Origin of the sequence: Gillisia sp. Hel1_33_143 (assembly GCF_900104765.1) — a bacterium.
Classification (GTDB): Bacteria; Bacteroidota; Bacteroidia; order Flavobacteriales; family Flavobacteriaceae; genus Gillisia.
The window spans coordinates 1712227-1739005 of sequence record NZ_LT629737.1 but is presented as its reverse complement, the minus strand read 5'-3'; the positions used below and the strand labels follow the sequence as shown (position 1 = coordinate 1739005).

Below are 26779 nucleotides of genomic sequence, written 5' to 3'. Positions count from 1 at the left end.
AAATATGTTTCAGGGTCTAAAGAGATGGTGAAAACAAGTTCTGTATTACATCTGGACTCCGCTAGGTAGGACAGAATAATTAAGATATTATTTTTTGCGATCTATTACGTAATTAACCATTAAGATCAAGGAGTCTTTAAAAGGAGATTCTGGATAATCATCTAAGATTGCAAGTGCCTCTTTTTGATATTCTTTCATTCGCTTAACTGCATAATCTAAGCCACCGCTAGTTTTTACAAAGGTTATTACCTCTTTTACACGTTTTTTATCTTTATTATGATTCTTCACAGAATTAATGATCCACTTCTTATCTTTTGCTGAAGAATTATTTAAGGTATAAATAAGAGGTAAAGTCATTTTTTGTTCTTTGATATCGATACCAGTAGGTTTTCCTATTTGTTCATCTCCATAATCAAAAAGGTCATCTTTAATTTGAAATGCCATCCCTATCAACTCACCAAATCTTCTCATTTTAGCAATTTCTAAAGATTCCGGTTTTACCGAAGCTGCTCCTAAACTACAACACGCAGCAATAAGCGTTGCTGTTTTTTGACGGATGATATCATAATACACCGCTTCTGTAATATCTAACTTTCTGGCTTTTTCAATTTGAAGCAATTCTCCTTCACTCATCTCCTTTACAGCCACAGAAATGATCTTCAGCAAATCAAAATCGTTATTATCTATAGAAAGCAGTAATCCTTTAGAAAGCAGATAATCTCCAACTAGGACTGCGATTTTATTCTTCCAAAGCGCATTGATGCTAAAGAAACCTCTTCTCCTGTTAGAATCGTCCACCACATCATCGTGCACTAAGGTGGCTGTGTGAATCAATTCAATAACCGCTGCGCCACGATAGGTACGCTCGTTCACATTTCCTTCAGAAACCATTTTAGCTACCAGAAACACGAACATAGGGCGCATTTGCTTCCCCTTTCTATTTACAATGTAATGTGTTATTCTATTTAAGAGTGCGACTTTTGAAGACATGGACTCAAAGAACTTCTTTTCAAAAAGCTCCATCTCTTTTTCTACCGGCAATTTTATTTGAGAGATGACCTTCATAAGGATTTAAAAATAGCTAAAAATTATAAATTTGAACGTTACGATGATTTATTAGCAAGTTGCCCACAAGCAGCATCAATATCTTTTCCGCGAGATCTTCTCACTGTAACTGTAATACCATTTTGTTCCAACATAGCTTCATACATATGAGTAGCTTTAGAAGATGCTTGTTGAAAAACACCATCGTCTATTGGATTATATTCAATTAAATTCACCTTACATGGCACATATTTACAGAATCTCACTAACGCTTCTGCATCTTTTGGGGTATCGTTGATACCTTCCCAAACTATATACTCATAAGTAATTCTACTTTTGGTTTTAGAATACCAATATTCTAATGCCTCTTTAAGATCTGATAATGGAAAGGTTTCATTAAAAGGCATGATGGTGGTTCTAACTTCATCTATTGCAGAATGTAAAGAAACTGCCAATTTGATCTTAACTTCATCATCTGCCAATTTCTTGATCATTTTTGGAACTCCGGAAGTAGATATGGTAATTCGCTTAGCAGACATTCCCAGACCTTCTTTTGAAGTGATCTTCTCTACTGCCTTCATAACATTATTATAGTTCATGAGAGGCTCTCCCATTCCCATAAATACAATGTTTGAAAGTGGCTTATCAAAATACAACCTGCTTTCATTATCTATAGCTACTACCTGATCGTAAATTTCATCAGGATTTAAATTTCGCATTCTCTTTAAAGTTGCGGTAGCACAGAATTTACAATCCAGACTACAACCAACTTGAGAAGAAACACAAGCAGTGGTTCTTTTAGGAGTTGGAATAAGAACAGATTCAACCGTAAGATTATCGTGTAATTTTACAGCATTCTTAATAGTACCATCACTACTGCGCTGCATTTGATCTACCCTAATATGATTGATCACGAAGTTATCTTCCAGCATTTGTCTGGTTTGCTTGGAGATATTGGTCATATCTTCAAAACTATAGGCACTCTTCACCCACAACCACTCGTAAACCTGAGTTCCACGAAATGATTTATCTCCTTGAGAAACAAAAAATTCCTGTAGTTGCTGTTTGGTTAAAGCCCGTATATCTTTCTTATCATTTTTCACGATGCAAAAGTAAGAAGATTATTAGGATTTCTCTGTAAAGAACCTAATTTCAGTATTTTCAATCATCGTAAATCTTCAAATTAAAATTTGACTTGGCTCTATAAAATAAAAAAGCCACGATCCTACAGTTTCAAATCTGTAAAATCGTGACTTTATAATATTATAAGTTGCTATTAGATAATCAACATGGCATCACCATAAGTATAGAATTTATACTCTTCTTTAATAGCTTCAGCATATGCTTTTTTCATAAAATCATGACCAGCAAAAGCAGACACCATCATCATTAAAGTAGATTTTGGGGTATGGAAATTGGTGATCATACAATTTGCAATACTAAAATCATATGGAGGGAAAATAAATTTATTGGTCCAACCACTAAATTCATTTAATGTATGATTTGAAGAAACCGCGCTTTCTAAAACTCTCATTACCGTAGTTCCTACAGCACAAATTCTGCGACGATCCTGTATTGCTTGGTTAATTGTATTGGTAGCGTTAGTTTCAATAAAAGCTTCTTCACTATCCATTTTATGTTTAGAAAGATCTTCTACCTCCACCGGGTTAAAAGTTCCAAGACCAACATGAAGAGTTACCTCAGCAAAATCTATCCCTTTAATTTCCAATCTTTTTAATAAATGCTTAGAAAAGTGAAGTCCGGCAGTTGGCGCAGCAACAGCTCCTTCTTTTTTAGCATAAATGGTTTGATATCTTTCCTGATCTTCAGGTTGCACTTCTCTTTTAATATATTTAGGAAGTGGAGTTTCTCCTAGGTCTTGTAATTTTTTTCTAAACTCTTCGTAAGAACCATCATATAAAAAACGTAGGGTTCTACCTCTTGAAGTAGTATTATCTATAACTTCCGCAACCAAACTTTCATCGTCACCAAAGTAAAGCTTGTTACCAATTCTTATCTTTCTTGCAGGATCTACCAAAACATCCCAAAGTTTCGTTTCAGCATTTAACTCTCTCAATAAAAAAACCTCGATTCTTGCGCCTGTTTTTTCTTTATTTCCATAAAGACGAGCAGGAAAAACCTTCGTATTGTTAAGAACCATCACATCTTCTGGCTCAAAATAATCTATTAGATCTTTGAATTGTTTATGTTCAATTGTTTGTTCTTTCCTGTTAAGAACCATCAATCTAGCTTCATCCCTGTTCTCTGCAGGGTATTCCGCCAAAAGTTCTTTTGGAAGTTCAAAATTGAATTGTGAAAGTTTCATTCCCATAGTTACATTTTTTAAAGGCTGCAAATATACAACCTCAACATAGGGGTTGTCAAGCAAATGGCTATTTATTTAGGAAATCTCTATGTTTAAGCGCCTTCCACACAATTGAAACCAATATTTTGAAGATCATTCCAAAATCCAGGGTACGATTTTGATACTACATCTGCATTGTTTATTGTAATTGGTACTTTTAAAGCAAGTGGTGCAAAAGCCATAGCCATTCTATGATCATTATAAGTTTCTATAGCCACATTTTCCTTTAAATTGCTTTGAGAAGATAGTATCAATCGGTCTTCTCCAATTTCTACCGTTGCGCCTAGTTTCTCCATCTCGTTCTTTAGAGCCACCAACCTATCTGTTTCTTTGATCTTTAAGGTATGAAGCCCTGTAAGTTCGCACTCTATCCCTAACGCCAAACAAGTAACGGCAATGGTTTGAGCTATATCTGGAGCATTAACTAAATTCTCATAAATTCTAAGAGGTTTGCTATGCGGGATCTTTCTGAGGATTATTTCATCTTCCAGATACTCTGTTTCTACCCCAAATTGAGCATAGATCTTTGCAATACAAGAATCTCCTTGCAAGCTGGACGCTCTATAATTAGACAATCTAATTTCGGCATCTTTAGAGATAGCCATCATAGCATAAAAATAGGATGCAGAGCTCCAATCAGATTCAATATTTACAGTTACGGGGGATAACTTAGAACATGGCTCTATGTTAATTCTGTTCTTATTGAATTCTCCTTTAATTCCAACTAATTTAAGAAGATCTAACGTCATATTAATATAAGGTACAGAAGTAACTGGCCCTATTAGATTGATCTCTATTCCACTTGGAAGTGAGGCAGCTATTAGCATTATTGCAGAAATATACTGACTGCTAATATTAGCCTGTAAATTTACACTACGTCTCTGCAGATTACTCCCCTTAATATTTATAGGAGGATATCCTTCTTCATGATTATAGGAGATCTCCGCTCCCATACTTTGCAAGGCTTCTACCAATAATCTAATTGGCCGCTCCTGCATTCTTTTACTACCGGTAAGCACCACATCACATCCTGGTTTCGCAGCAAAATAGGCAGTTAAGAATCTCATTGCTGTACCAGCATGATGTATATCTACCACTCCATTTACAAGCTTTAAAGCTTTTTGTAGAACCATAGTATCATCACTATTAGAAAGATTTTCTAATGTAATTTCCGGGAATAGTGCCTGCAAGATCAACCCTCGATTAGATTCACTTTTAGAACCAGTGATTTTCAATGATGACGAGATGTTTAAAGAAGACTGTGGTAATTGAATGGTCATAGCTTAAAAGAATATTAAGCAGGCAAATTAAGTGAATTTAATGCTGTCAATTTTAATTTTCACCATTTTTTAACTTCATATAAAATTTTCCATAGGCTATTATCAAACCATAGACAAAAGCAGAAAATATAGAAGCCAGCACAAATCTAATCCATTTCCCATCTGCTAATTTTTTATCATAAAATCCGGAGAAATCGAATCCTCCGAACTCTATGAACATGGTAAAAAGATTATATACTATAACGAAACCCATTCCCAACACGAGAACAGATTTCCAAAAAGCTTTTAGCTTAAAGATCTTTTGAAAAAGCATTATTTCAGTTTTTGATTGTTCTGATGGCGATCATGATCTCTTTTGGTCTTGAGATCTAACTTTTTATCAAATGCTTCCTGAAGATCTATTCCTGTTTGATTTGCAAGACACAACACTACAAACATTACATCTGCCAGTTCTTCTCCAAGATCTTTATTCTTATCGCTTTCTTTCTCACTTTGCTCCCCATATCTGCGAGCTATAATTCTGGCCACCTCACCTACTTCTTCTGTAAGCTGTGCCATATTTGTAAGTTCATTAAAATAGCGCACCCCGTGCTCCTTTATCCAATTATCTACTTCTAGCTGTGCGTTCTTAATTTCCATATTATATTTTGGTTAGTACAATCGCTTCAGAATTTAATGCTACCATACCATCATAAAACCTCTTCAAATTCTGGTAATCATCTGGCGTGTACACAATGTTATTCATTTTTAATTCAGAAGTGACCTTGATAAAATTTCCACTTTGCAAAATTATGAATTTATAACTTCCTTGACCTTCGTTTAGATCAAACATTTTACTTTCCGGCAAAGATTCTACCTTGTAATTATCGGGAATTTGCATATAAACCGTTTTAGATTCTGTAGATGGGTACTTAAAGAATATAGGAAGTTTTCTCTCATCAGCTTTAAACGGATTTGTGCTTTGCGCCATAAAGAACATAGGTTTTATGTACACATTGTCACTTATCTTTTCTACTCCGTTTTTAAGTTTAAAATTGAAGATCTCTGTAACCTCAGCATAATTACTATCATCATTTTTTAACTTTACATCCAGAATCTCAATGTTTCCTTTTCCCTCTTCCAATTCTTTTATTAAATTCTCTTCGCTCATATTCTCATGCTCATCTCTAAATTCTTTAGCTGAATACCCGCTAGCAATTTGAGTAAAACTGCCATTAATAGAAAGAGCATCCTCAAACTTAATCTTTAAGATCTTCTTAGTTTCAGAAACCCCTAAATTCATTAACTCTATTAATTCTGAAGATCCATCTGTTCTTACTAATCTCCCTAACCAGTTTTGAGCATGTTCCGGTAAAATATTAGGCAAAGCATTTTTATCTGTAGCATCTATCAAGGTAGTTTTGTTATTATATTTTACAGAAGCCACTACATAATTGAAACCATTTCTGGTAGGAAACACAGGAATTCCATTGCTTTTAGTACTTATCAAAACCGGGTTTGCGTCTAATCCAGCATATTTAAGCATAGCGGTAAGCATTAAGTTGATATCCGCAGAATTTCCAGAACCTTCTTTATATGCTTCTTTTACACCCTCGTCTGTATAATACCCTAAGTAATCATTCCACTTCACCTTAGATTTAACAAATTCAAGAATTGCGCTAATTTTATCTTCTACTCCAGATTTACCAACCAAAACAGCATCAAGATCATCTTCAAAATATCTGGATTTCTCTAGCTGATCTCCAAATTCTGGATGAGATTGGATCTTTTCTGCAACATTTTCCCAGGTTAGAGCATAGTTCTCAATATTAGAATTTGGGTATTTAATAAATACCAGCTCCATCTTTAAAAACCCTGCATAATTACGCAGGTAATCTATATAAGGTTCACTTTTTAATGCCGGAATTTCCTCTTGATTTATCTCATAGATTGTTTTTGAAAATTCTAATTTCTGTACAGTGGCATTACTCTTCTGAACATAACCACCAGACCTGGAAACACTACTAATATTATAACTAGATCTACCGGTATGGCTGGTTAGATCATATCTTAACGTACTTCTTGGATTAAAGTGAGTATTAAACGTATAATATTCTGGAATCGCTATCTGGAAGTCTAAGTTTTTAATAGGAATGGTGTATTGAAGTGGAATATCATCTATAGATGTTATAAATGGCGAAGTTCTAATGTATTTAAATTCTATAACGCTACCTGCCTTTACCGCCGGCATCGTAAATTTTATACGCTCTCTATATTTATTTACCTCTTCTTCAAAAATGGCATCTTTATCTAATTTTACAGAGGTTAATTTACCATTTTCTATATTATATGTTTCTCCCTTTAGGCTGGAAATACTTTCTTTATTATTCCCGGAAACATAATAATCTATATTTCTTGTTGCCCAGTCAAATCCCTCTTTATTGTAGATCTTAACACGTTCAAAAACTTCTTCTATTACTTGAAAACCCTCTGCCTTGGAATAATCATAATAGATATGTTGTTCTCTATATAACACCGCGGCATTTGCAGAAGAATCTTTCTCATAAGAAGTAGCAGCAACTTCTTTTTTAGAAACTTTGCCGTATTTATAATTCTGTGCATTCACATTAAATACAAATAGAATAAGTAAACAACCCAAGTAGAATTTTTTCATAATTATTTATTGATTTATAATAGCTATTACAGCCTTTTGATTATTCAATAGATTTATCTGATTCATGAAATTACGAAAGGCAGTGTATTCTTCTTTTTTCCAAAGTCCATCGTTTAAAACATATTTTCTGGTAACCTTAAATTCTTTATCTGCTATAGCACTAACCTGAAAGTTGTAGCTCCCAAATTGATTATTAATATCTATAGCTTTAGGTAGGGTTTCAATAGTATAATTTTCTGGAATGCTAATGATAAGCTCATCTATCACTGTTTTACCTCTTAATATTTCTAGATCCAATTTTCTCGGTTTGTAGCGGGGAACATCTTCTCCTTCAATTTTAAAGATATTTAGAGGGATTAAGATCCTTGAACCTGCAGTGGTGCCAAAGTTAGCACCGGAAAATGTAAGAGTTTCTTCAAAATTTTGAGCCCGTTTATTATTGGTATGTACTATATTCTCAAGTTCAAGATAATTTATATGTCCCAGCACATTCTTGTAATATGTTTTTTGCTTTTGCTCATCGATCTTTGCAATGGGATATATATTACCATATTCAATTCCTTTAGAACTTCTCTTACCTTCAGCCTTAAAACTTCTATCTGAACCTAGCTCTAGATGAGTAGTAGTATGAATAACATTCTCTGAAGCCTTATACTTTTTGGTAGTTACAATTTCTCCTCCATTTGGTTTTACTAACAGAACATCTCGATTATCTGTAAAATCCCCTAAATAATTGAAGGGATGAGTCTGACTTGTACATTCCAACCACACTTCTTCTCCTTGTTGAGGTACGTTAAGAATTACATGATTTCCCTGCATAGAAACTATATCCTTATCTATACTCTCTTTCTCATCTCCGGCAAATACTATGGCATAGTTAGAAGATATTCCTTGACTCTCCAATAAAGATTTGGTGTAATTGGTAAGCGCTTTACAATCTCCATAACCAAGATTATCAACATCAGAAGCCAGCATAGGCATCCATCCGCCAATTCCAAGTTGTATACTTATGTATCTGGTTTTATTCTGAGCATACTCATAGATCAATCTTGCTTTCTCAAGAGTATCTGAAATTCCTTTTGTAAGCACTTCCAGATCCTGCACGGTTTTAGCAGGCAAGACGTCTCTACCTTTTAGCAAATGCTCATATTGCCATTTTCCAAAATCTTTCCAGGTAGTTGCTTCTCCCTCTACACCCACCAGAGAGAATTTATCTAAAGCGACTTTCACATAAGGAGTATAGGTTTCTAAAGGCGGACTTAAATTCTCATAATTATATGCAGGTAAATTTTCTGCTTTATACTTCAAATTAAAATCATCTCCAGAATTGGAGATACGATTGCTCATATTATTTTTTATAACCCTTAAGCCTATTAACTTCGGGTTATTCAGAATATAATTAGATTCCTCAACACTTTGGGCATAACGCTTTACCGGCATCCAAGATCTAATAAAGGCCGTATTTCCAGATTTTATCTCACAATAATATTCTATAGTGTATGGATATTCAGTAGGTGTATAATCTAAATAACTAATCCTGTTATCTGAAAATAGGTCATTGGTACTAACGCCGCTTACATCCTTAAAATCTCGCTGCTTATACTCTTTAATCTCATTACCTGTAGCATTATAAACTTTAAGGAACTGCTTTCTGATCTTAATATTATCATCGTAATATTGATAAGCAATAGCAGAATCATCTCCATTGGCATTTAAAACGGTGATCACTTTTTTGGTAATGATGCTCATTTTATCTACATCTTCTACCTCTATAAGTAGCTCTTCATTTCTAACAACAGAATTTACATTGAGTAAAAGTTGAAATGGAATTTTTGATATAGCCAGATCTTTTTCCTGACCGTAGGAAATAGAAGAATATCCTGCTATTAACAGAATAAATAGAATTTTCAATCGCATTTTAGGAAAAGTATTTCGCTAAAATTAAGATTTAATTAAGAATATGCAAAATTATTCTCTATTCTTTGAATCTATGATGATGGTAACCGGACCATCATTTAACAATGAAACTTTCATATCTGCACCAAAAGTTCCTGTACTTATCTCTTTTCCTAGCAGTGATTGCATTTCCTGAATAAACTTCTTGTAAAGCGGAATTGCAACGTCTGGCTTAGCAGCCTTTATATAACTTGGTCTATTCCCTTTTTTGGTGCTGGCATGCAAGGTAAACTGACTTATAAGCAGAATTTCTCCCTGTATGTCATCTAAAGATAAATTCATTACTTCATTTTCATCATTAAAGATGCGCATGTTTAAGATCTTTTTACATAACCAGCTAATATCTTCTGAAGTATCTTCATTTTCAATTCCTAGCAGAATTAAAAGTCCTTGATCTATACTAGCTTTTACTTTGTTTTCAATAGAAACCGAAGCTTGAGTAACTCTTTGTAAGATTACCTTCATTCTTCGGTATAATTATCTATTCTATATTGCTGCTCATCTTCTCCTGCCATGATCTGCAAATAACTTTTATACCTAGACCAGGCTATGCTCCCCTCCTCCAAACCATCTTTTACTGCACATTTTGGCTCTTCCACATGAATACAATTATGGAATTTACAGTTTTGCTTAACTGCAAAAAATTCAGGAAAATTATTTCCTAATTCTTCATTTTCCATTTCCACGATCCCAAAACCTTTAATTCCGGGAGTATCAATAATTCTTGCATCAAAACTAAGATCGTACATTTCTGCAAATGTTGTGGTATGTTGCCCTTGTTTATGTTGTGTGCTTATTACAGAGGTTTTAAGATCTAATGATGGTTCTAACGCATTGATGAGCGTAGATTTACCGGTACCACTATGCCCTGAGAACATACTGGTTTTGCCTATCATTTTCTCTTTAACCTTATCCAAATTTTTTCCGGTCATCGCCGAAATTCCTATACACTCATATCCAATTTCTCTGTAGAGCGCTGCAAGATATCTTATCTCATCGGTCTCTTCCGGCGTATAAGTATCTATTTTATTAAAAAGCAAGATCGTTTTAATATGATATGCCTCTGCGGTTACTAAAAACCTGTCTATAAAAGTTGTAAACGTAGGTGGATTGTTTAGCGTTACTAAAAGAAAGGCTTGATCTATATTCGAAGCAATAATGTGTGTTTGCTTAGAAAGATTTACAGATTTTCTAATAATATAATTCTCCCTTTCTTCTATAGTTTTGATAACTCCAAAAACATCATCTCCGGTTTCTTCCAGATCAAATTCCACCTTATCGCCAACAGCTACCGGATTGGTACTCTTTATGCCTTGCATTCTAAATTTCCCTTTGATACGACATCTATAGACCTTATTATCTTCAGCCTTAACGTGATACCAACTTCCGGTAGATTTGTAAACTATTCCTTTCATACTACAAAGGTGCGAAATCCCATGCTTATTCGCTAATTACTTTTTTCTGATGATTTATAGATTCCTGATGAATAGCTTTGAACAATTTTAAGATGAATTCTTCACTTAAACCTTGCTGTTCTCCTTCCAAGATCATTTTTCCTAAAATCTCATTCCATCTTGAAGTTTGTAAAATTGCCACATTTTGAGTTTTCTTGATCTTTCCAATTTCGTCTGAGATTTTCATTCTTTTAGACATCACATCTAGTAACTGATTATCTGCAATATCGATCTTAGCTCTAAGATTTTGCAAATTCTTCTGAAATTCTTCGCTCTCGCCTACTTCTTTTCTAATCTTCAGATCTTTCATGATCTGTACCAACGTAGCCGGTGTAATTTGTTGAGCGGCATCACTCCACGCATTATCCGGATCGTAATGAGTTTCTACCATCAACCCATCATAATTAAGATCTAAAGCGGTTTGACATAGATCGAAAATAAGATCTCTTCTACCTGCAATATGAGATGGATCTAAAATTAAAGGTAGATCTGGAAACTTATTTTGAAGATCTATCGCAATTTGCCACTCCGGATTGTTTCTGTATTTTGTTTTTTCATACGCTGAAAATCCTCTATGAATCACTCCAAGATTCTTGATATCTGCTGTATAAAGTCTTTCCACCGCACCTAACCATAACGACAGATCTGGATTTACAGGGTTTTTAACCAAGACTGTTTTATCAGTTCCTTTTAAAGCATCTGCAATTTCCTGAACTATAAATGGCGAAACTGTAGTTCTTGCCCCAATCCAAAGAATATCTACATCATGCTTTAAAGCCAGTTCTACATGGTTTGGATTCGCTACTTCTGTAGTAGTTAACAATCCTGTTTCTTCTTTTGCGGTTTGCATCCATTTTAAACCTAAAGCACCAACTCCTTCAAAATTTCCGGGTCTGGTTCTTGGTTTCCAAATTCCTGCACGCAGCACACTTACATCGCTATCTTTTAATTGATGAGCGATCTTTACTACCTGCTCTTCCGTTTCAGCACTACAAGGTCCTGCAATTACTAGCGGGTGATCAAGACCAAACTTCTTTAACCAATTTCCAAGTTCTTTTTTATTTTCCATTTTCAATATTTTTTAAATAATTCTAATTTTAGTTAATGCCATTTAAAATGGCTTTTATATGATTGGTAGTTTCCATTTCTTGATATACTTCTTCAAAATTATCATCTTCTAATAGATTTTTAAAATTGACGAGATTCAATATATATTCATTTAAAATTTCCACTACATTTTCCTTATTCTGCTCAAATATCGGGGTCCACATGGCTGGTGAACTCTTTGCCAATCTTACCGTAGAAGCAAATCCACTTCCGGCAAGATCAAAAATATTACGCTCATTCTTCTCTTTTTCCAGCACCGTTTTCCCTAACATAAAAGAACTGATGTGCGACAAATGCGAAACATACGCAATATGTCTGTCGTGAGACTTAGCATCCATATAACAAATTCTCATGCCTAATTTCTGAAAAAGATCTAAAGCTTTTTCCTGAAGCTTAAAAGTGGTCTTCTCTACCTCACAAATAATATTTGTTTTATTCCTAAAAAGATTAGCAATCGCAGCATCGGGACCGGAAAATTCTGTTCCGGCAATTGGATGAGCGGCCAAGAAATTTCTCCTCTTTTCATGAATTGCAATCTCTTCACATAATTTACCTTTAGTAGACCCGGTATCTATAACAATAGCATCGTCTTTTACCAGATCTAAAACCTGCTTTACTACATTTAAACTTACATCTACAGGAACGGCAATAATTACAATATCTGAAGTTGCAACGTCTTCAATTTCGGCAACTTCATCTACAAGTTCCAATTCCAAAGCTCGCTTTTGGTTTTCCTGATTTTTGTCTATTCCCACCAAGGTAACATTAGAATATGTATTTCTAATATCAAGCGCAAACGAACCGCCGATCAATCCAACTCCAATTATATGCACTCTCATTGCTTCACTCTTTTAATTGCTTCTAGAATCGTTTCTTCCGGAGTACATAATGAAAACCGTACATAACCTTCTCCCTGACTTCCGAAGATAAAACCGGGAGTTATAAAAAGATCATACTCATGTAACAGTTTATCTACTATCAATTCTGAAGTAGTTCCATCAGGAATTTTTGCCCATACGAACATCCCTGTTTGATCTTTTGTGGGAATACAATCCAACGCAACTGATAACTCCAAAATCAGCTTCTTTCTTTTTAAATATATTTCATTTAAAGATCGAAACCATTCTTTAGACAATCTTAGCGCAATAGCAGCTCCGGCTTGTAGCGGATAAAACATGCCGCTATCCATATTAGATTTTACTTTTAAGATGCTATTCAAATTTTCTTCACTTCCGCAAACCATTCCCACTCTCCAGCCAGACATATTAAAACTTTTGCTGAGGGAATTAAGTTCTAAAGCCACTTCTTTAGCTCCTTCAACTTCTAAAATACTCAACGGATGTTCGTTTAAAATAAAGCTATACGGATTGTCATTCACTACCAAAATTTGATGTTTTTTGGCAAATGCCACTAAATCTTTGAAAACCTGTTTCGTGGCAGAAGCGCCGGTTGGCATATGTGGATAGTTCACCCACATTAACTTTACCTTGCTAAGATCATTTTTGGCTAATTCTCGCAAATCTGGCAACCAATTTCTCTCTTCTGAAAGTTGATATTTTACCGCTTTGGCTCCAACCAATTCTGTAACCGAAGAATACGTTGGATATCCAGGATTCGGAATTAAAACTTCATCACCTTCATTTAAAAAAGCCATAGAAATATGAAGTATCCCTTCTTTACTTCCCATTAACGGAAGAATCTCTGTTTCTGAAGCCAATTCAACACTATAATGAGATTTATAGAATTCTTGTATTGCATTTCTAAAATCTGAAGTTCCCTTATAAGGCTGATATTGATGCGCCGCAGATTGAGAAAGCGCTTTAGTTAATCCCTCTACCACCTGCATTGGTGGAGGAAGATCCGGGCTTCCAATTCCTAAATTAATGATAGGTTTACCCTGCGCTTCTAATGCACGTACCTCTCTCAACTTAGAAGAAAAATAATACTCCTGTACCTGATTCAATCTATTGGCCTGTATCATTATAAGCGATTTTTATATGTTCCTAAAATTTTTAAATGATCTGTCATTACTGTAATTATTTCCATGGCTTTCAAGAATTCTGAATGATCTTCAAAAATCACATCTACAAAAAATGAATATTTCCAGGGCGTTTCAATTATTGGCATCGATTGGATCTTGGTCATGTCCAAATTAAAATCTCTGAAAATGTTTAGTACAGAAACCAGACTTCCACGAGTGCTTTCCAATTCAAATTTCATTGAAGCTTTATTTAATACTTCTCCGTTTGGTTCTTTTTTGATCTTACTGATGATCCAGAATCTGGTAGCGTTGCTCTTTTTTGTATGAATACCGGAAGCTAAAATTTCTAACCCAAAGATTTTTGCAGCTGCTTCACTTGCTACTGCAGCAATTCCCATGCTCCCTTTTTCTGAAATTCTTCTAGCAACTTCAGCAGTATCGGTATCTTCAATAAGTTTTATATGCGGATAATTCTTAAAGAATTCTTTACACTGAAGCAAAGCCATTGGGTGTGAAAATACTTTTTTGATATCGGTTATTTTCTGTCCTGGAATCGACATCAAATTCATATTAATAGGAATATAATGCTCTCCAATAATCTGAAGTTCATTTTCATCTATCAAGGCGTAATTGGGAAGAATAGAACCGGCAATAGAATTTTCTATGGCCATCACAGCTTCTTGAGATTCCCCAGAAACAAGGCTATTCACCATCTCATGAAAAGACATAGCTTCCAAAACATTTACTTGCTGCCCAAAATATTGCTGAGCTACTAAATGATGAAATGAACCTTGTATTCCTTGAATTCCTATTAATTTATCCATTTTAAAATTGAAATAAAAAAAAGGTCCTGATTTAAAAATCAGGACCTTTTATATATAATTTGCTTACTTAATTACATGGCGCTCCCGATCTTATCTCTGGTGTAGAAATAAAAATAATAACAAGCGTTCCAAGAATTAAAGTTGTTCATGTCTGTAATTGAATACTGCTAATTTAAAATTAAAAATTAAAACACCTTATAAAAATTTACTTTTTATACTCAAACGGTTTCGTTTAAACTGTTATTGACCCCCTGACTCCGCTAGGGGAGACATCATTATTATTTTTTTTTGCTGAACTCATTTCAGTATCAATTCAATTTAAATGTTTTTTTACAAGTCGCAAAAGAAGAATGTAGATTTTAGAAATGATGTCAGTTCGAGCGGAGTCGAGAACTATTGTAGTTTCTAAAATTAGGTTTTGAATAATCAAAATCTGATACTTACTTTTTTCATGAAAAATCGCAAAATCAAACGCTATAAAAATCTCGGAAAGTATTAGATGCTGAATTAATTCTTACTTTTGAAAAAAGCTTTATTATGTCTATTTCGGTTGAAAACATCTCAAAATTCTATGGCGATCAAAAAGCTCTTGATACTGTAAACTTTAGTATTAAAAGAGGGGAGATCGTTGGTTTTCTTGGTCCTAATGGTGCCGGAAAATCTACTTTGATGAAAATTCTAACAGGATATTTGAGCGCTTCTGAAGGTATTGCCAGCGTAAACAATATCGCGATCTCGGATGATTTGAAAGCAGTACAGCGCTCTGTAGGATATTTACCGGAGCATAATCCACTTTATACCGAAATGTATGTAAGAGAATACCTTTCTTTTAATGCTTCTATATTTAAGATCAAAAAGTCGAGAATTGAAGAAGTGATAGAAATGACAGGTCTTTTGCCGGAAGCCAATAAAAAGATCGAACAACTTTCTAAAGGGTATCGCCAAAGAGTTGGTCTTGCTGCCGCACTTTTACACGATCCTGAAGTGCTTATTTTGGATGAACCTACTACCGGGCTAGATCCAAATCAGCTTACAGAGATCCGGAATTTGATCTTAAAGGTTGGAAAAGAAAAAACAGTATTTCTCTCCACACACATCATGCAGGAAGTAGAAGCTATATGCGACCGGGTGATCATTATTGACAAAGGTGTAATTGTAGCCGATAAGAAAATGAAGGAACTGCAGGAGCAAAAAGAACAGATCATTCAGGTAGAGTTTGATTACCGCATTGAAGAAGTGGCATTAAATGTCTTGCCTCACTTAGTTTCAGCTAAGAACTTAGGAGGATTTCATTATGAACTAAAATTTGACACGAACAAAGACATGCGCCCTGCGGTTTTTGACTTTGCTCACGATAACGGACTTAAAACACTTCAGCTAAACAGAAAATCTAAAAATTTAGAAACGTTATTTTCAGAGTTAACCTCTACTCAAAAATAAGCCTACCTGTGTAATATTCATCCACCTTCACCACAGGTGGTCTATTCTTTGAGATCACATCTCCGCTACTTCTTAATTCTGCTCTAATAGATTGTTGAGGATTGATGATCAACTTATTTGTTCCTCTATGAAATATCTGATAATCTTTTACAATTAGATCTGCAGCTTCCATTCTTCCATCTCCTGCTGCAAAAAATGCATTCACTTTATCTGCTTTCCCCGATAGAAAATAATTAGAAACATTATCGTTTGTTATTCTAAGATTTTGAACATCAAGCTCTAGTTTAAAATCTCCATTAGTATGTATAGAAAGATCCCTTTCCTGATTAACAGATCTTAGCCATAGGTCTTCTAATTTTATAACGCCTGTAGTTTCTATAGTACTACCGCTGCTATTTTGTAACCAGGTAAGATCTTTAACCGTTACATAAACTTTGGTGATCTCATAATCCCGAAACAGATTACATGAATTCTCATTGCGAATGCTCAACCTGTTATCTACTACCTCAACACTAACATCATTTATTAGATTTTCTCCAGATTCTATAACTATTCGCTGTTCTTCACCCTGATCTATATAAAGTTTAACCCTTTCATATACAATGATTTCGTTAAAAGGAGAAACCGCTACTTCTTCAGTTATTATAGAACCTGCTGTTTTAAAACAACCCGGGGCATCTTCTTTATCGCAACCCAAAAACGTTACTGTTAGAATGATACAGAATATTATTTTTATCGCTTTCATCTTATAATCTATATCCAAGTGAAAATTCTACTGCTTCTGCATTTGCTGCATGAGATCGAACGGTAACCGAAGCCCAAAAATCATCAGAGATCTTTCTTTGTAAACCTATTCTATTATAGACTTGCTCTACATAATTATCATAAGGGTAGTACACATAATAGCCTAATTGAGTTACTAGAGATAATTTATTGAATGTTAGTAAATGACCCACAAAAAGCCCTACTCTCTTAGCATCTTCATCTCCCACGGTCTCTCCCTGAGGAAAGGCAACAGACTGGAAATAGATGTATTCTTCTAGTGCTTTAGAAAAGAATATATCAGTTCCTGCCTGCAACGTACTCTTTTTATTAATAACCTTATCTGCATAGGCAGAAATAGTTAAAAAAGGATATTGCTTAGAACCAATTACCCCGGTAGTATTAACGCCACCGCGAAGTGCGAAATTATAGTGGAATGGCTCAGTGTATTTTTTGTCTTCCGGATCTCTAGGCACAAAGTCTGGAGTATTTTCTGCATCTAACAGATAATTCACACCAATATTAAAAGCCATGGTATTAGTGCTGTTATTAGGAGATTTAAAATCGGCATTGGAATAGTGAATTAAAGATATCCCTGCCTGTATTCCAAAACCCTTATAGATATTTTGCCTGGAATAGTTTCCCATTAAATAGGTAGAACTCAAAAATCTTGAACCATAAGCATTGTTTATATAATTGGTTTCCGGATTATAGGGGTTACTGGCATATGCAATTCCCTGCCCAATTCTAAACATTAGGTTTCTCTTGAAGAAATAGAAGTTAAAATGAGCGTAGAGCGCATAATTCTTTCCAAGATATTGATTTTGCATATCTTGATAAGAGAAAGAATACCCGAAATCTGGATAGTTATATCTACGCTCCCATTCTTTTAAGCCATATGTCTTTTGATTCAAGCTTAAAATGAAACCGCTCGGATGTCCGGTAATAAGATGAGAAATATCCGGATTGTGTTCTAAAATGGTACCGTAAAAATAATTGGCGTCTAATGAATAATATTTTTTGATCTCATCTTGCGAATAAGAGTTAGAGCTTATAAGCAAAATTAACAACAGGGTAATTCTCTTCATATATGGGGCAAATGTAACTTGTTCGTAAAAATACCGCTGCATCTAATGATCTGGCTGTACATTACAAGATCTCTGGTTTTTTTTTAATATTCAAACACATTTACGCAAAAACGTATAAATGGGTTTTAGACGCAGGTAAATTAGGTCAAATACTTACAAGAAGTAAGTCGAAATATCATTAAATTTTAAATGGTCGTGCTAGACTTCTTCTTTTAAAGTAGAGTGCTGTAATACGTTTTTTAGATCATCAATATCCTCCTCAGATCTTAATTCTGGGAGGTCTCGAGATTTTCCGTTATCTAACATTAATGAATACCTGTTCCTACCAAATAAGTCTTTCTCTTGTAGAGATTTGATATTATTCAGCCCAATTCTATTCTTAGAAGTTTTTTTAACATATCTATAAATTAGAACTACTGCTGAGAACACACCCAATAGAACATATATATAACCAAACATACTTTTTTGTGCATCATTAAGCACTAAAAATAAATTTATGACAGCATTTATTAGAGTTAGGATCAACATGGTGCTTATGATCAAATTCTGAGATCCTAAATTGTCATTTATAACCAATAAATTCTCCGTCTTATCGTGCCTAATTTTCATAGATAAAGATTGAAATATTAAAATGAAGAAAGTCCTGAATGTGCCACTTTTAACTGATGAGTCACTGATAAATCTTCTAAAAATTGCTTTAGTTCTTCCTTTTTCTCTTTGTTTTCTATTACTATCTCATAGTCGAATATATCGTTAGAACTATTCGTAAAATAGAGATGATTTTTATTTCCATAGATGGAGTGCTTCCAAATACTTGCATAGCCTTTATAATCTAAACCTAATTCTAAAAGTTCTGAAATTTGAAATTCTCTTTTCTCCTCTTTTAGATTTACTTGTATTCTATCTTCTGTAATAGAGATTATTCCTAGATTTTTAGGTTTTATGAATGAAAAGCTTAATGCAAATATGAAAGATATCAAATATACTATTCCAGATAAGATCATGAGCCACCTAATATCTGGCTTCCAAACATATAATGTAATTCCGCTACCTACTAAAAGCAATGCTCCTAAGATTCTTAACCATTTAGAAGGCTCCCAGGTTCTAACTATTCTTGTTTCAAAAGCAACCATTAGCTAAGCTTCTCTCCGTTAAGAGTTATACTATAAGCTATTTCTGCTGCTTTTTCTAACATTTTTGATACCGAACAATATTTATCCATAGATAATTTTACTGCTCTTTCAACCTTTGCTGCGGGTACATCTCCCTTAAGAATAAAGTCTAATTGGATCTTTTTGAAAACATTTGGAATAGCTCCATCTTCACGAAAACCTTCTACTTCTACTTGAAGATCTTCCAACTCATGTTGTTGTTTCTTTAAGATCATTACCACATCTATACTGCTACATCCGGCAATTCCTCGTAGAAGAAGATCCATCGGGCTTGATCCTTTTGGCTCATCTTCCGATTTGTTATCTAAAAGAACGACGTCTCCACGTTCATTTTTAGTTTCAAAAAGGTAATTATCGTTTAGGCGTTTTAGATTGATTTTCATAAAGTTTGATTTTATCCAAATCTAAACAATTTTAGAGAAATAGTTCTGTTCAAAAACATAGAGATCCTTGAATAATATTAATGCAAATTTAAATTAATTTTTAAATTCTATCTTTTCTGAAAGCTTTAAAATATCAGAGAGAACTCCTCTGGAAGTTACAGCGGCACCAGCACCTGCTCCTTGAATTACGATGGGCCTTTCTCCATAAGATTTGGTATAAATCTCAAAAGAAGCATCTGCTTGCTGAAGACTTCCAAATGGAGAACTTCTTTTTTCTGAAACCAACTTCACTTCTAATTTTCCGGTGGCGACATCCAATTCTCCAATATGTCGTAACACCTCATCCTTTTTTAAGTTCGATTTACGTTCATCAAACCCAATATTAAGATCTTTCTGATTATCTATAAAATGAGCAATAGAACTTTTCCCGTTAAGATGACTAGGAATAAGATTTTCTATTGTAATTTCTGAAAGTTCTTTCTTGATCTTGATCTCTCTTGCAAGAATTAACAATTTTCTTCCAACATCTTTCCCAGAAAGGTCTATTCTTGGATCTGGTTCTGTAAGTCCCTTCTCTCTCGCCTCCTGCAATACTTCAGAAAACAACTTGTTCTCATTAGAAAAAGTATTGAAAATATAACTCAGAGAACCCGAAAAAACACCTCTCATTTTAGTGACCTCCTCTCCGGCAATGTGTAGATCTTGTAATGTTTTGATAATTGGCAATCCTGCTCCTACGTTGGTTTCGTATAAGAATTGTCTATTGTGCTTTTTAAGCTCAACTCTAAGGTCTTTATAGAATTTTTCAGATAAGGTATTGGCGGCCTTATTAGCGGCTACAATATGAAACCCGTTTCTAATTAGCTCTTTATAATTCTTTACAAAATCTTCGCTGGCGGTGGCATCTACCGCAATTACATTCTGCAATCCTTCCGCTTTAACATGATTGATAATATTTGAAATCTTATAAGGATGTCCAAATGCTTTAAAATCTGTTTCCCATGAAGGTCTCACCGTTTTTTGTTCGAAAAAAGCGATCTTAGAATTTACCACTATAGGAATATTGATCTCTACATTTAAAGATTTTAAAATGCTCTGTCTGGTTTCTAATATTTGTTTGATCAAAGTACTCCCTACGTTACCTACTCCAAACAGTACTATGTTTATCTTTTTCATTTTGTGTTTTATTAATGTTGAATATTGGCTTTAAAAATGTTGCTACCTGAGCATATTCTATTAAAAAGGCATCATGCCCGTGAATAGAGTTAATCTCATGGATACTGATGTTAGTTTTGATGAGTGATAGATTTACGTAGGTTTCCCAATTTTCAGAAGGGGTAAAAAATCCATCAGAATTAATAGTTATTATATGAATGTTAGAATTGATCTTGGAAGCTGCAGTTATATGATCTCCATTGCCAAGACTGATATCTGCTGTTGTTAATAGATGATTCATCAGTCTATAAGACGCCAACTGAAATCTCTCTTCCAGTTTTCTACCGTGATGCTCTAACCAACCCTCTATATTCCAATTAGAATTCTGTTCTCCATGCAGTGATCCAAATTTTGAAATAAAAGATTGCGGACTTCTATAAAAGGTCATTGCCTGCATTCTGGCATCGGCAACCGGGGTATTTGAATTATTCAAGATCTGTTCTTGCACTTTACACAGTGCTTTTACCCAATGTGTGGCTTTATAATCTGATGCAACGGGAATAATATGTTCAAAAAGTTCCGGACTTAAAACTGCCTGTTCCCAAAGCAACGCTCCGCCAATAGACCCTCCAATACCTGCAAATATCTTAGTAATTCCAAGCTGATTAAGTGCTATTTGATAGATCTTAGCAATGTCCCGTAGGGTAAATTCTTTATAATTATTAAGCAGATGATCTTTCTTACCATCATATCCATTTCCCGGGACGTTAAAAGCCAAGATGGTATATTCTTGGGTATCTATACTTTTACCATCTCCTACGATCTCTTTCCACCAACCGGTATTTCCAATTACCAAAGAGTTGCCCGTAAGCGCATGATTGATAAGCACTAAAGGAGCACTTGCCAATGGCTTCCCGAAAATCTCATACGTAAGATGAATGTTCTGAACGCCGCCTGAACTATTTTTAAATTCTGATATTTTTATTTCTTGAAGCATTGTTGCTACTTTTAATTATTGATTTGATCAAGGGCAACCGAAACTGCCGCATGAGGATTTGAACATTCCGGCTGCCTTGATCCACCAACAAACATTATTGAAGAATTTTACTTCCTATTTTTGAAAAGGCCTGTTGAAGATCTGCCTTCAAATCTTCTAGATCCTCCAGACCTACAGAAAGCCTAATAAGATCTTTGGTAACTCCTGTAGATTCTTGTTGCTCGTCACTCAATTGCTGATGGGTTGTACTTGCAGGATGAATAATTAAAGACTTTGTATCTCCAATATTTGCAAGTAGCGAGAAGATGTTAGTTTCGTCTGCAATAACTTTTGCAGCTTCAAATCCGCCTTCCACTCCAAAGGTTACGATTCCACTCTGCCCTTTTGGAAGATATTTTTGAGCTAGCTCATAATACTCATTGTTTTCAAGTCCGGGATAATTCACCCATTTTACCTGAGTTTGTTCTTGTAACCATTTGGCCAGTGCCAATGCATTTTCACTGTGTTTCTTAATTCGTAATTCTAAAGTTTCCAATCCTTGAATGATCTGAAAGGCATTAAATGGACTTAATGCGGCACCATGATCTCTCAAACCTTCTATTCTTACTTTGGCAATAAAGGCTGCTTCTTTTAAAGCATCGTGATATACTAAACCATGATATCCGGCAGAAGGTTCTGTAAACTCCGGAAATTTCCCGTTCGCCCAATCAAATTTTCCGGCATCTATAATTACGCCTCCCAAAGAAGTTCCGTTCCCGTTGATGTATTTGGTCAACGAATGAATTACGATATCGGCTCCATATTTTATTGGATTTAAAAGAGAGGGAGTGGCAACCGTATTATCTACTATCAACGGAACCTTATGTTCTTTTGCTCGCTTAGAGATCTCTTGAATGTCTAACACATCCAGCTTTGGATTTCCAAGCGATTCTATAAAATAAACTCTGGTATTTTCTTTGGATGCTTTTTTAAAATTTTCAGGATCAGATGGATCTACAAAAGTGGTGGTGATCCCAAATCTTGGTAAAGTGACACTTAACAGATTATAGGTTCCACCATAAAGGCTACTAGAAGCAACAATATGATCTCCGGAGCGAAGTAATGTCAATAAGGTAGTATTGATAGCTGCTGCACCAGATGCTGTAACCACTGCTCCTATCCCACCCTCTAAAGATGCTAATCGTTGCTCCAAGACATCATTGGTAGGATTGTTAAGTCTGGTGTAGATAAATCCAGGTTCTGATAAAGAGAAAAGATTTGCAGCGTGATCTGAATTCTTAAAAACGTAGGATGAAGTTTGATATAAAGGAACTGCTCTGGTTCCTCCATTGGCGGTTACATCATGTCCTGCGTGTAATGCGTTGGTTGCGAATTGTTGTGTGCTCATTTTTATTGAATTTAGTAGTTAGTAATTAGTATTGAGTATTGAGTATTGAGTAAATTAATTTTTGATAATTGATAATTGATCTTGACTTTGTTGTAAAAAAAAATCCCTCTGGCTTGTTTGTTTGCCAGAGGGATTTAGGAATTGAACTATATAAAACTAATTTATATCCTGAATTTTTGGCAATAGCGGTTTGTTGCGTACATCATACACATTTGCATCATTTGATACATATTAGTTGCTATTGCGAAATATTTAATCATGTTCTTATTTTTAGAATTTAAATTTATTTAATGGCGATTTATGGAAACAAAAAAGCCGCTGCGGTTGGCAGCGGCTTTTTGCATTTCTTATAAGTTAAGTGTTATGCAATAGAGTACGCTGCGAGGTTTCCCCACATCATCATATACATATTACACATTACTTGATTCATTTTTTTTAATTCTATACCGCAAAGTTAACGACAGAAAGTTTTATAAAACAAACATAATTTTATATTTTTTTGAATTATTATTCATAAGCCTCTAAAAATCAGTGTTTAGAGTAATTAATTTTAAGAGTTATATTTTGCGCTATGGATAGAACGGTTGTTTGAGCTCTCCCGATATTTTTTTATCGGGAAGCGAGCCGAGATAGCCAGACGCGAGCTTTTTAGCGAAGCGGAGCGCCCAACAACTTTTAATTTGACGTTAAAGGATAAGGCATTTCAATCTTATTTTATACATTTGCTTTAATTATTACAGGGAATGATTTGACTGATTGCAACCCTTAAAAAATGCTAAAGCAGTGTAAACTCCTCTAGCCTTTCACGTCAAATAGTTTTCTACACTATTAATTTAAATTTCGAAAATGGCTTATTTATTCACTTCAGAGAGTGTTTCTGAAGGACACCCAGATAAAGTTGCAGATCAAATTAGCGACACCCTTTTAGATAATTTTCTTGCTTTTGATGAAAACTCCAAAGTTGCTTGTGAAACCTTAGTAACTACAGGACAAGTAGTACTTGCCGGAGAAGTGAGAAGTAACACTTATATAGATGTGCAAAATATTGCCCGTGAGGTAATTAATGATATTGGTTACACCAAAGGCGCTTATAAATTTAGTGGTGATTCTTGTGGTGTGATCTCATTGATCCATGAACAATCTCAAGATATTAACCAAGGGGTAGATCGCGGAAATAAAGAAGAGCAAGGTGCTGGAGATCAAGGGATGATGTTTGGCTATGCTACCAAAGAAACTGAGAATTATATGCCTTTGGCACTAGATATTTCTCATAAAATTTTGATAGAACTTGCTAAACTTAGAAGAGAAAATAAAGAAATCTCTTACCTAAGGCCCGATTCTAAAAGTCAGGTTACTATTGAGTATAGTGATGATAATGTGCCACAAAGAATTGTTGCCATTGTAGTTTCTACGCAGCATGACGATTTTGATCCGGATGATATTAAGATGTTGAACAAGATCAAAAAAGATATTGTTGAAATTTTAATTCCTAGAGTAAAAACTCAACTTCCGGAATATGTTCAGGAATTGTTTGATGAAGAGATCACTTACCACATTAACCCAACTGGGAAATTTGTGATTGGTGGACCTCATGGAGATGCCGGACTTACCGGAAGAAAGATCATTGTAGATACGTATGGTGGAAAAGGCGCTCACGGTGGTGGTGCATTTTCAGGAAAAGATCCAAGTAAGGTAGACCGTTCTGCTGCCTATGCAACCAGACATATTGCTAAAAATCTTGTAGCAGCGGGAGTTGCAGATGAGGTTTTAGTGCAGGTTTCTTATGCAATTGGAGTTGTTGAACCAACCTCCATTTATGTTGACACCTACGGAAGTAAAAAAGTAGATCTTAGCAATGGAGAAATAGCGAAAAAAGTAGCAGAGATATTTGATATGAGACCCTCGGCAATTGAAGATAGATTGAAATTAAGAAATCCTATCTACAGAGAAACTGCAGCTTATGGACATATGGGGAAAGAACCTCGTACCATTACCAAGGTTTTTGAAAGTCCGTATTCTGGGAAGATCACTCGCGAAGTAGAATTATTTACTTGGGAAAAGTTAGATTACGTAGATAAAGTAAAAGAAGCATTCGGATTGTAATATTTTTTCATCTCGACTACGCTCGATGTGGCAAAATTATAATGACTGTTATTTGTCACCCTTAGCGGAGTCGAAGGGTTATAGACAACATAAATATATCCATTAACATCTCGATACCGCTCGATTTGGTATAAAGAAGAATAAAGCTAAAAAGGCTGTCAGAAATGACGGCCTTTTTTTTGACTTTTTCTTCGGAAAGCTTTAACAACTAGGAGCTCTATTAATCCTTAATTTTAGATGGAATCAAAAACACTTCTATGTCAATCTTCGGAAAAGTTAAGAATACGATCAACCTATTAAAATCGGTTGATATGGACCAACTCGCTAAAATCAATGAACAGATAGATCTACCCGAAGCTATGAAGGCCTTAGGCACATTAGATGAGCGACAGTTGAAGGGCTTGATGAAAATGTTAAAAACTAAAAAGAAAAAAGGTCAGCATGACTTACCTCCTATAGATGGAGATTTTTATAATCTCGATCTTAAACTAACTCCAGAACAAAGAACACTTCAACTTAAAGTGCGAAACTTTATGGAAGATGAGGTAAAACCTTTAGTGAACGATCACTGGAACAGAGCCAAATTTCCATTTGAGATTATCGAAAAATTCAAACAATTAGATATTGCCGGTATTCCTTATGAAGGATATGGCTGCCCTAATTTACCTTTTTTAATGGAGGGAATAATTGCGCAGGAAATGGCACGAGTAGATGTTTCTATTTCCACCTTTTTTGGAGTTCATAGCGGCCTCGCCATGGGATCTATTTATTTATGTGGAAGTGAAGAACAAAAACAAGAATGGTTGCCACAAATGCAAAAATTAGAAAAGATTGGAGCCTTTGGACTTACAGAACCTAATGTTGGATCTGGAGTGGCCGGGGGAATGGAAACTACCTGTAGGTTCGATGGGGAGAATTGGATCTTAAATGGTGAAAAGAAATGGATAGGAAATGCAACTTTTGCTGATGTTATAATAATTTGGGCAAGAGATGAAGACAGTAATCAAGTAAAAGGATTTTTAATACGCAAGGGAAATCCAGGATTCCATGCAGAAAAGATGGAAGATAAAATGGCGTTAAGAATTGTGCAAAATGCACTCATCACTCTTACAGACTGTGTGGTTCCAGAATCAGACAGATTGCAAAACGCCAATTCTTTTAGAGATACTGCAAAAGTTCTAAGAATGACACGAGCCGGGGTTGCGTGGCAAGCGGTTGGATGCGCAAGAGGTGCTTATGAAAGTGCATTAAAATACACCAAAAAACGAGAACAATTTGGAAGACCTATTGCTTCCTATCAACTAGTACAGAACCATCTAGTTGAAATGCTTTCTAATCTTACCGCTATGCAAACTATGGTTACCAGACTTTCAGAATTACAAGATCAAGAGATACTAACAGATGAGCATGCATCGCTAGCTAAAGTATTCTGTAGTATGAGAACTAGAGATGTAGTAAGTAGAGCACGAGAAGTATTAGGTGGAAATGGGATTTTGCTGGAATATGATGTAGCAAGATTTGTAGCAGATGCCGAAGCGATTTATAGCTATGAAGGAACAAAAGAAATTAATTCATTAATTGTTGGTAGAGCCATTACAGGCTATAGTGCATTTGTGAATTAGATACTA

At 34.9% G+C, this 26779-nt stretch carries 25 protein-coding genes; 3 read left to right on the top strand and 22 right to left on the bottom strand.

The annotated features are described in order from the left end of the window. Positions 1-87: 87 nt before the first annotated feature. From BLT84_RS07960 to BLT84_RS07895, 14 genes are all read right to left on the bottom strand, one after another. Entirely contained in the window at positions 88-1065 is a 978-nt protein-coding gene (locus tag BLT84_RS07960; RefSeq protein WP_091264182.1) for a polyprenyl synthetase family protein, read from the bottom strand. Between the two features lie 38 nt (positions 1066-1103). Beyond that, on the bottom strand, positions 1104-2147 hold the full coding sequence (gene rlmN / locus BLT84_RS07955) for a 23S rRNA (adenine(2503)-C(2))-methyltransferase RlmN (protein ID WP_091264179.1): 1044 nt from the start codon (positions 2145-2147) through the stop codon (positions 1104-1106). A gap of 173 nt (positions 2148-2320) precedes the next feature. Further along, positions 2321-3370, bottom strand: a complete 1050-nt coding sequence (gene queA, locus BLT84_RS07950) for a tRNA preQ1(34) S-adenosylmethionine ribosyltransferase-isomerase QueA (protein ID WP_034894182.1) — start codon at positions 3368-3370, stop codon at positions 2321-2323. Positions 3371-3462: 92 nt separating this feature from the next. Beyond that, on the bottom strand, positions 3463-4689 hold the full coding sequence (gene aroA, locus BLT84_RS07945) for a 3-phosphoshikimate 1-carboxyvinyltransferase (protein WP_091264175.1): 1227 nt from the start codon (positions 4687-4689) through the stop codon (positions 3463-3465). Positions 4690-4741: 52 nt separating this feature from the next. Further along, positions 4742-5002 (bottom strand): hypothetical protein, encoded by a 261-nt coding sequence (locus BLT84_RS07940; RefSeq protein WP_091264171.1) that lies wholly within the window; start codon positions 5000-5002, stop codon positions 4742-4744. Next, entirely contained in the window at positions 5002-5328 is a 327-nt protein-coding gene (locus tag BLT84_RS07935) for a nucleotide pyrophosphohydrolase (RefSeq protein WP_034889845.1), read from the bottom strand. Before BLT84_RS07935 ends, BLT84_RS07940 begins: the two co-directional genes overlap by 1 nt. Before the next feature lies 1 nt (position 5329). Further along, positions 5330-7342 carry a DUF3857 domain-containing protein gene (locus tag BLT84_RS07930; RefSeq protein ID WP_091264167.1) on the bottom strand — a complete coding sequence of 671 codons (2013 nt, stop codon included), beginning with the start codon at positions 7340-7342 and terminating at the stop codon, positions 5330-5332. A gap of 6 nt (positions 7343-7348) precedes the next feature. After that, positions 7349-9253, bottom strand: coding sequence for a DUF3857 domain-containing protein (locus BLT84_RS07925; protein ID WP_172822447.1), 1905 nt, complete (start codon positions 9251-9253; stop codon positions 7349-7351). 57 nt (positions 9254-9310) lie between these two features. Then, positions 9311-9763 (bottom strand): D-aminoacyl-tRNA deacylase, encoded by a 453-nt coding sequence (gene dtd, locus BLT84_RS07920; protein WP_091264161.1) that lies wholly within the window; start codon positions 9761-9763, stop codon positions 9311-9313. Continuing rightward, positions 9760-10713, bottom strand: coding sequence for a ribosome small subunit-dependent GTPase A (gene rsgA / locus BLT84_RS07915; protein WP_034889839.1), 954 nt, complete (start codon positions 10711-10713; stop codon positions 9760-9762). Before rsgA ends, dtd begins: the two co-directional genes overlap by 4 nt. Before the next feature lie 25 nt (positions 10714-10738). Then, positions 10739-11821, bottom strand: coding sequence for a bifunctional 3-deoxy-7-phosphoheptulonate synthase/chorismate mutase type II (locus BLT84_RS07910; protein ID WP_034889837.1), 1083 nt, complete (start codon positions 11819-11821; stop codon positions 10739-10741). A gap of 28 nt (positions 11822-11849) precedes the next feature. Then, the gene (locus BLT84_RS07905; protein ID WP_091264158.1) at positions 11850-12698 is read right to left on the bottom strand and encodes a prephenate dehydrogenase; all 849 of its coding nucleotides are present in this window, start codon (positions 12696-12698) and stop codon (positions 11850-11852) included. Further along, entirely contained in the window at positions 12695-13840 is a 1146-nt protein-coding gene (locus BLT84_RS07900) for a pyridoxal phosphate-dependent aminotransferase (RefSeq protein ID WP_091264155.1), read from the bottom strand. The genes BLT84_RS07905 and BLT84_RS07900 overlap by 4 nt, the downstream gene beginning before the upstream one ends. Continuing rightward, positions 13840-14664: a prephenate dehydratase gene (locus BLT84_RS07895; protein ID WP_091264151.1), complete on the bottom strand. Its 825-nt coding sequence runs from the start codon at positions 14662-14664 to the stop codon at positions 13840-13842. Before BLT84_RS07895 ends, BLT84_RS07900 begins: the two co-directional genes overlap by 1 nt. A gap of 537 nt (positions 14665-15201) precedes the next feature. Here BLT84_RS07895 and gldA point away from each other — a divergent pair. Continuing rightward, a complete protein-coding gene (gene gldA / locus BLT84_RS07890; RefSeq protein WP_091264148.1) occupies positions 15202-16104 on the top strand; it encodes a gliding motility-associated ABC transporter ATP-binding subunit GldA in 903 nt (300 codons plus the stop codon). On the opposite strand, the gene BLT84_RS07885 is transcribed toward gldA, so the two are convergent. The 8 genes from BLT84_RS07885 to BLT84_RS07850 form a co-directional block, all read right to left on the bottom strand. Next, positions 16091-16849 carry a head GIN domain-containing protein gene (locus BLT84_RS07885; protein ID WP_091268127.1) on the bottom strand — a complete coding sequence of 253 codons (759 nt, stop codon included), beginning with the start codon at positions 16847-16849 and terminating at the stop codon, positions 16091-16093. The genes gldA and BLT84_RS07885 overlap by 14 nt on opposite strands. A gap of 1 nt (position 16850) precedes the next feature. Beyond that, positions 16851-17954, bottom strand: coding sequence for an acyloxyacyl hydrolase (locus tag BLT84_RS07880; RefSeq protein WP_091264143.1), 1104 nt, complete (start codon positions 17952-17954; stop codon positions 16851-16853). Positions 17955-18152: 198 nt separating this feature from the next. After that, positions 18153-18563: a hypothetical protein gene (locus BLT84_RS07875; RefSeq protein ID WP_091264139.1), complete on the bottom strand. Its 411-nt coding sequence runs from the start codon at positions 18561-18563 to the stop codon at positions 18153-18155. A gap of 17 nt (positions 18564-18580) precedes the next feature. Further along, positions 18581-19087 carry a hypothetical protein gene (locus tag BLT84_RS07870; protein WP_091264136.1) on the bottom strand — a complete coding sequence of 169 codons (507 nt, stop codon included), beginning with the start codon at positions 19085-19087 and terminating at the stop codon, positions 18581-18583. Continuing rightward, positions 19087-19509 (bottom strand): OsmC family protein, encoded by a 423-nt coding sequence (locus BLT84_RS07865; RefSeq protein WP_034889815.1) that lies wholly within the window; start codon positions 19507-19509, stop codon positions 19087-19089. Before BLT84_RS07865 ends, BLT84_RS07870 begins: the two co-directional genes overlap by 1 nt. Positions 19510-19602: 93 nt before the next feature. Then, positions 19603-20685 (bottom strand): aspartate kinase, encoded by a 1083-nt coding sequence (locus BLT84_RS07860; RefSeq protein WP_091264133.1) that lies wholly within the window; start codon positions 20683-20685, stop codon positions 19603-19605. Further along, positions 20648-21661 (bottom strand): alpha/beta fold hydrolase, encoded by a 1014-nt coding sequence (locus BLT84_RS07855; protein WP_091264131.1) that lies wholly within the window; start codon positions 21659-21661, stop codon positions 20648-20650. The genes BLT84_RS07860 and BLT84_RS07855 overlap by 38 nt, the downstream gene beginning before the upstream one ends. Before the next feature lie 94 nt (positions 21662-21755). Next, the gene (locus BLT84_RS07850) at positions 21756-23048 is read right to left on the bottom strand and encodes an O-acetylhomoserine aminocarboxypropyltransferase/cysteine synthase family protein (protein WP_091264129.1); all 1293 of its coding nucleotides are present in this window, start codon (positions 23046-23048) and stop codon (positions 21756-21758) included. Between the two features lie 846 nt (positions 23049-23894). Between BLT84_RS07850 and metK the strand changes: the two genes are divergently transcribed. Next, entirely contained in the window at positions 23895-25151 is a 1257-nt protein-coding gene (gene metK, locus BLT84_RS07845; protein ID WP_091264126.1) for a methionine adenosyltransferase, read from the top strand. 257 nt (positions 25152-25408) lie between these two features. Beyond that, positions 25409-26773 carry an acyl-CoA dehydrogenase family protein gene (locus BLT84_RS07840; RefSeq protein WP_091264123.1) on the top strand — a complete coding sequence of 455 codons (1365 nt, stop codon included), beginning with the start codon at positions 25409-25411 and terminating at the stop codon, positions 26771-26773. Positions 26774-26779 lie beyond the last annotated feature (6 nt).

Excerpts from the sequence above, each read along its gene's own strand:
- BLT84_RS07960 (WP_091264182.1), bottom strand. The coding sequence starts at position 1,065 with ATGAAGGTCATCTCTCAAATAAAATTGCCGGTAGAAAAAGAGATGGAG.
- metK (WP_091264126.1), top strand. The coding sequence starts at position 23,895 with ATGGCTTATTTATTCACTTCAGAGAGTGTTTCTGAAGGACACCCAGAT.
- rsgA (WP_034889839.1), bottom strand. The coding sequence starts at position 10,713 with ATGAAAGGAATAGTTTACAAATCTACCGGAAGTTGGTATCACGTTAAG.
- BLT84_RS07905 (WP_091264158.1), bottom strand. The coding sequence starts at position 12,698 with ATGAGAGTGCATATAATTGGAGTTGGATTGATCGGCGGTTCGTTTGCG.
- BLT84_RS07910 (WP_034889837.1), bottom strand. The coding sequence starts at position 11,821 with ATGGAAAATAAAAAAGAACTTGGAAATTGGTTAAAGAAGTTTGGTCTT.
- gldA (WP_091264148.1), top strand. The coding sequence starts at position 15,202 with ATGTCTATTTCGGTTGAAAACATCTCAAAATTCTATGGCGATCAAAAA.
- BLT84_RS07940 (WP_091264171.1), bottom strand. The coding sequence starts at position 5,002 with ATGCTTTTTCAAAAGATCTTTAAGCTAAAAGCTTTTTGGAAATCTGTT.
- BLT84_RS07860 (WP_091264133.1), bottom strand. The coding sequence starts at position 20,685 with ATGAAAAAGATAAACATAGTACTGTTTGGAGTAGGTAACGTAGGGAGT.
- aroA (WP_091264175.1), bottom strand. The coding sequence starts at position 4,689 with ATGACCATTCAATTACCACAGTCTTCTTTAAACATCTCGTCATCATTG.
- BLT84_RS07840 (WP_091264123.1), top strand. The coding sequence starts at position 25,409 with ATGTCAATCTTCGGAAAAGTTAAGAATACGATCAACCTATTAAAATCG.
- BLT84_RS07855 (WP_091264131.1), bottom strand. The coding sequence starts at position 21,661 with ATGCTTCAAGAAATAAAAATATCAGAATTTAAAAATAGTTCAGGCGGC.
- BLT84_RS07880 (WP_091264143.1), bottom strand. The coding sequence starts at position 17,954 with ATGAAGAGAATTACCCTGTTGTTAATTTTGCTTATAAGCTCTAACTCT.
- BLT84_RS07865 (WP_034889815.1), bottom strand. The coding sequence starts at position 19,509 with ATGAAAATCAATCTAAAACGCCTAAACGATAATTACCTTTTTGAAACT.
- BLT84_RS07885 (WP_091268127.1), bottom strand. The coding sequence starts at position 16,849 with ATGAAAGCGATAAAAATAATATTCTGTATCATTCTAACAGTAACGTTT.
- BLT84_RS07930 (WP_091264167.1), bottom strand. The coding sequence starts at position 7,342 with ATGAAAAAATTCTACTTGGGTTGTTTACTTATTCTATTTGTATTTAAT.
- dtd (WP_091264161.1), bottom strand. The coding sequence starts at position 9,763 with ATGAAGGTAATCTTACAAAGAGTTACTCAAGCTTCGGTTTCTATTGAA.
- BLT84_RS07875 (WP_091264139.1), bottom strand. The coding sequence starts at position 18,563 with ATGAAAATTAGGCACGATAAGACGGAGAATTTATTGGTTATAAATGAC.
- BLT84_RS07850 (WP_091264129.1), bottom strand. The coding sequence starts at position 23,048 with ATGAGCACACAACAATTCGCAACCAACGCATTACACGCAGGACATGAT.
- queA (WP_034894182.1), bottom strand. The coding sequence starts at position 3,370 with ATGAAACTTTCACAATTCAATTTTGAACTTCCAAAAGAACTTTTGGCG.
- BLT84_RS07870 (WP_091264136.1), bottom strand. The coding sequence starts at position 19,087 with ATGGTTGCTTTTGAAACAAGAATAGTTAGAACCTGGGAGCCTTCTAAA.
- BLT84_RS07900 (WP_091264155.1), bottom strand. The coding sequence starts at position 13,840 with ATGATACAGGCCAATAGATTGAATCAGGTACAGGAGTATTATTTTTCT.
- BLT84_RS07895 (WP_091264151.1), bottom strand. The coding sequence starts at position 14,664 with ATGGATAAATTAATAGGAATTCAAGGAATACAAGGTTCATTTCATCAT.
- BLT84_RS07935 (WP_034889845.1), bottom strand. The coding sequence starts at position 5,328 with ATGGAAATTAAGAACGCACAGCTAGAAGTAGATAATTGGATAAAGGAG.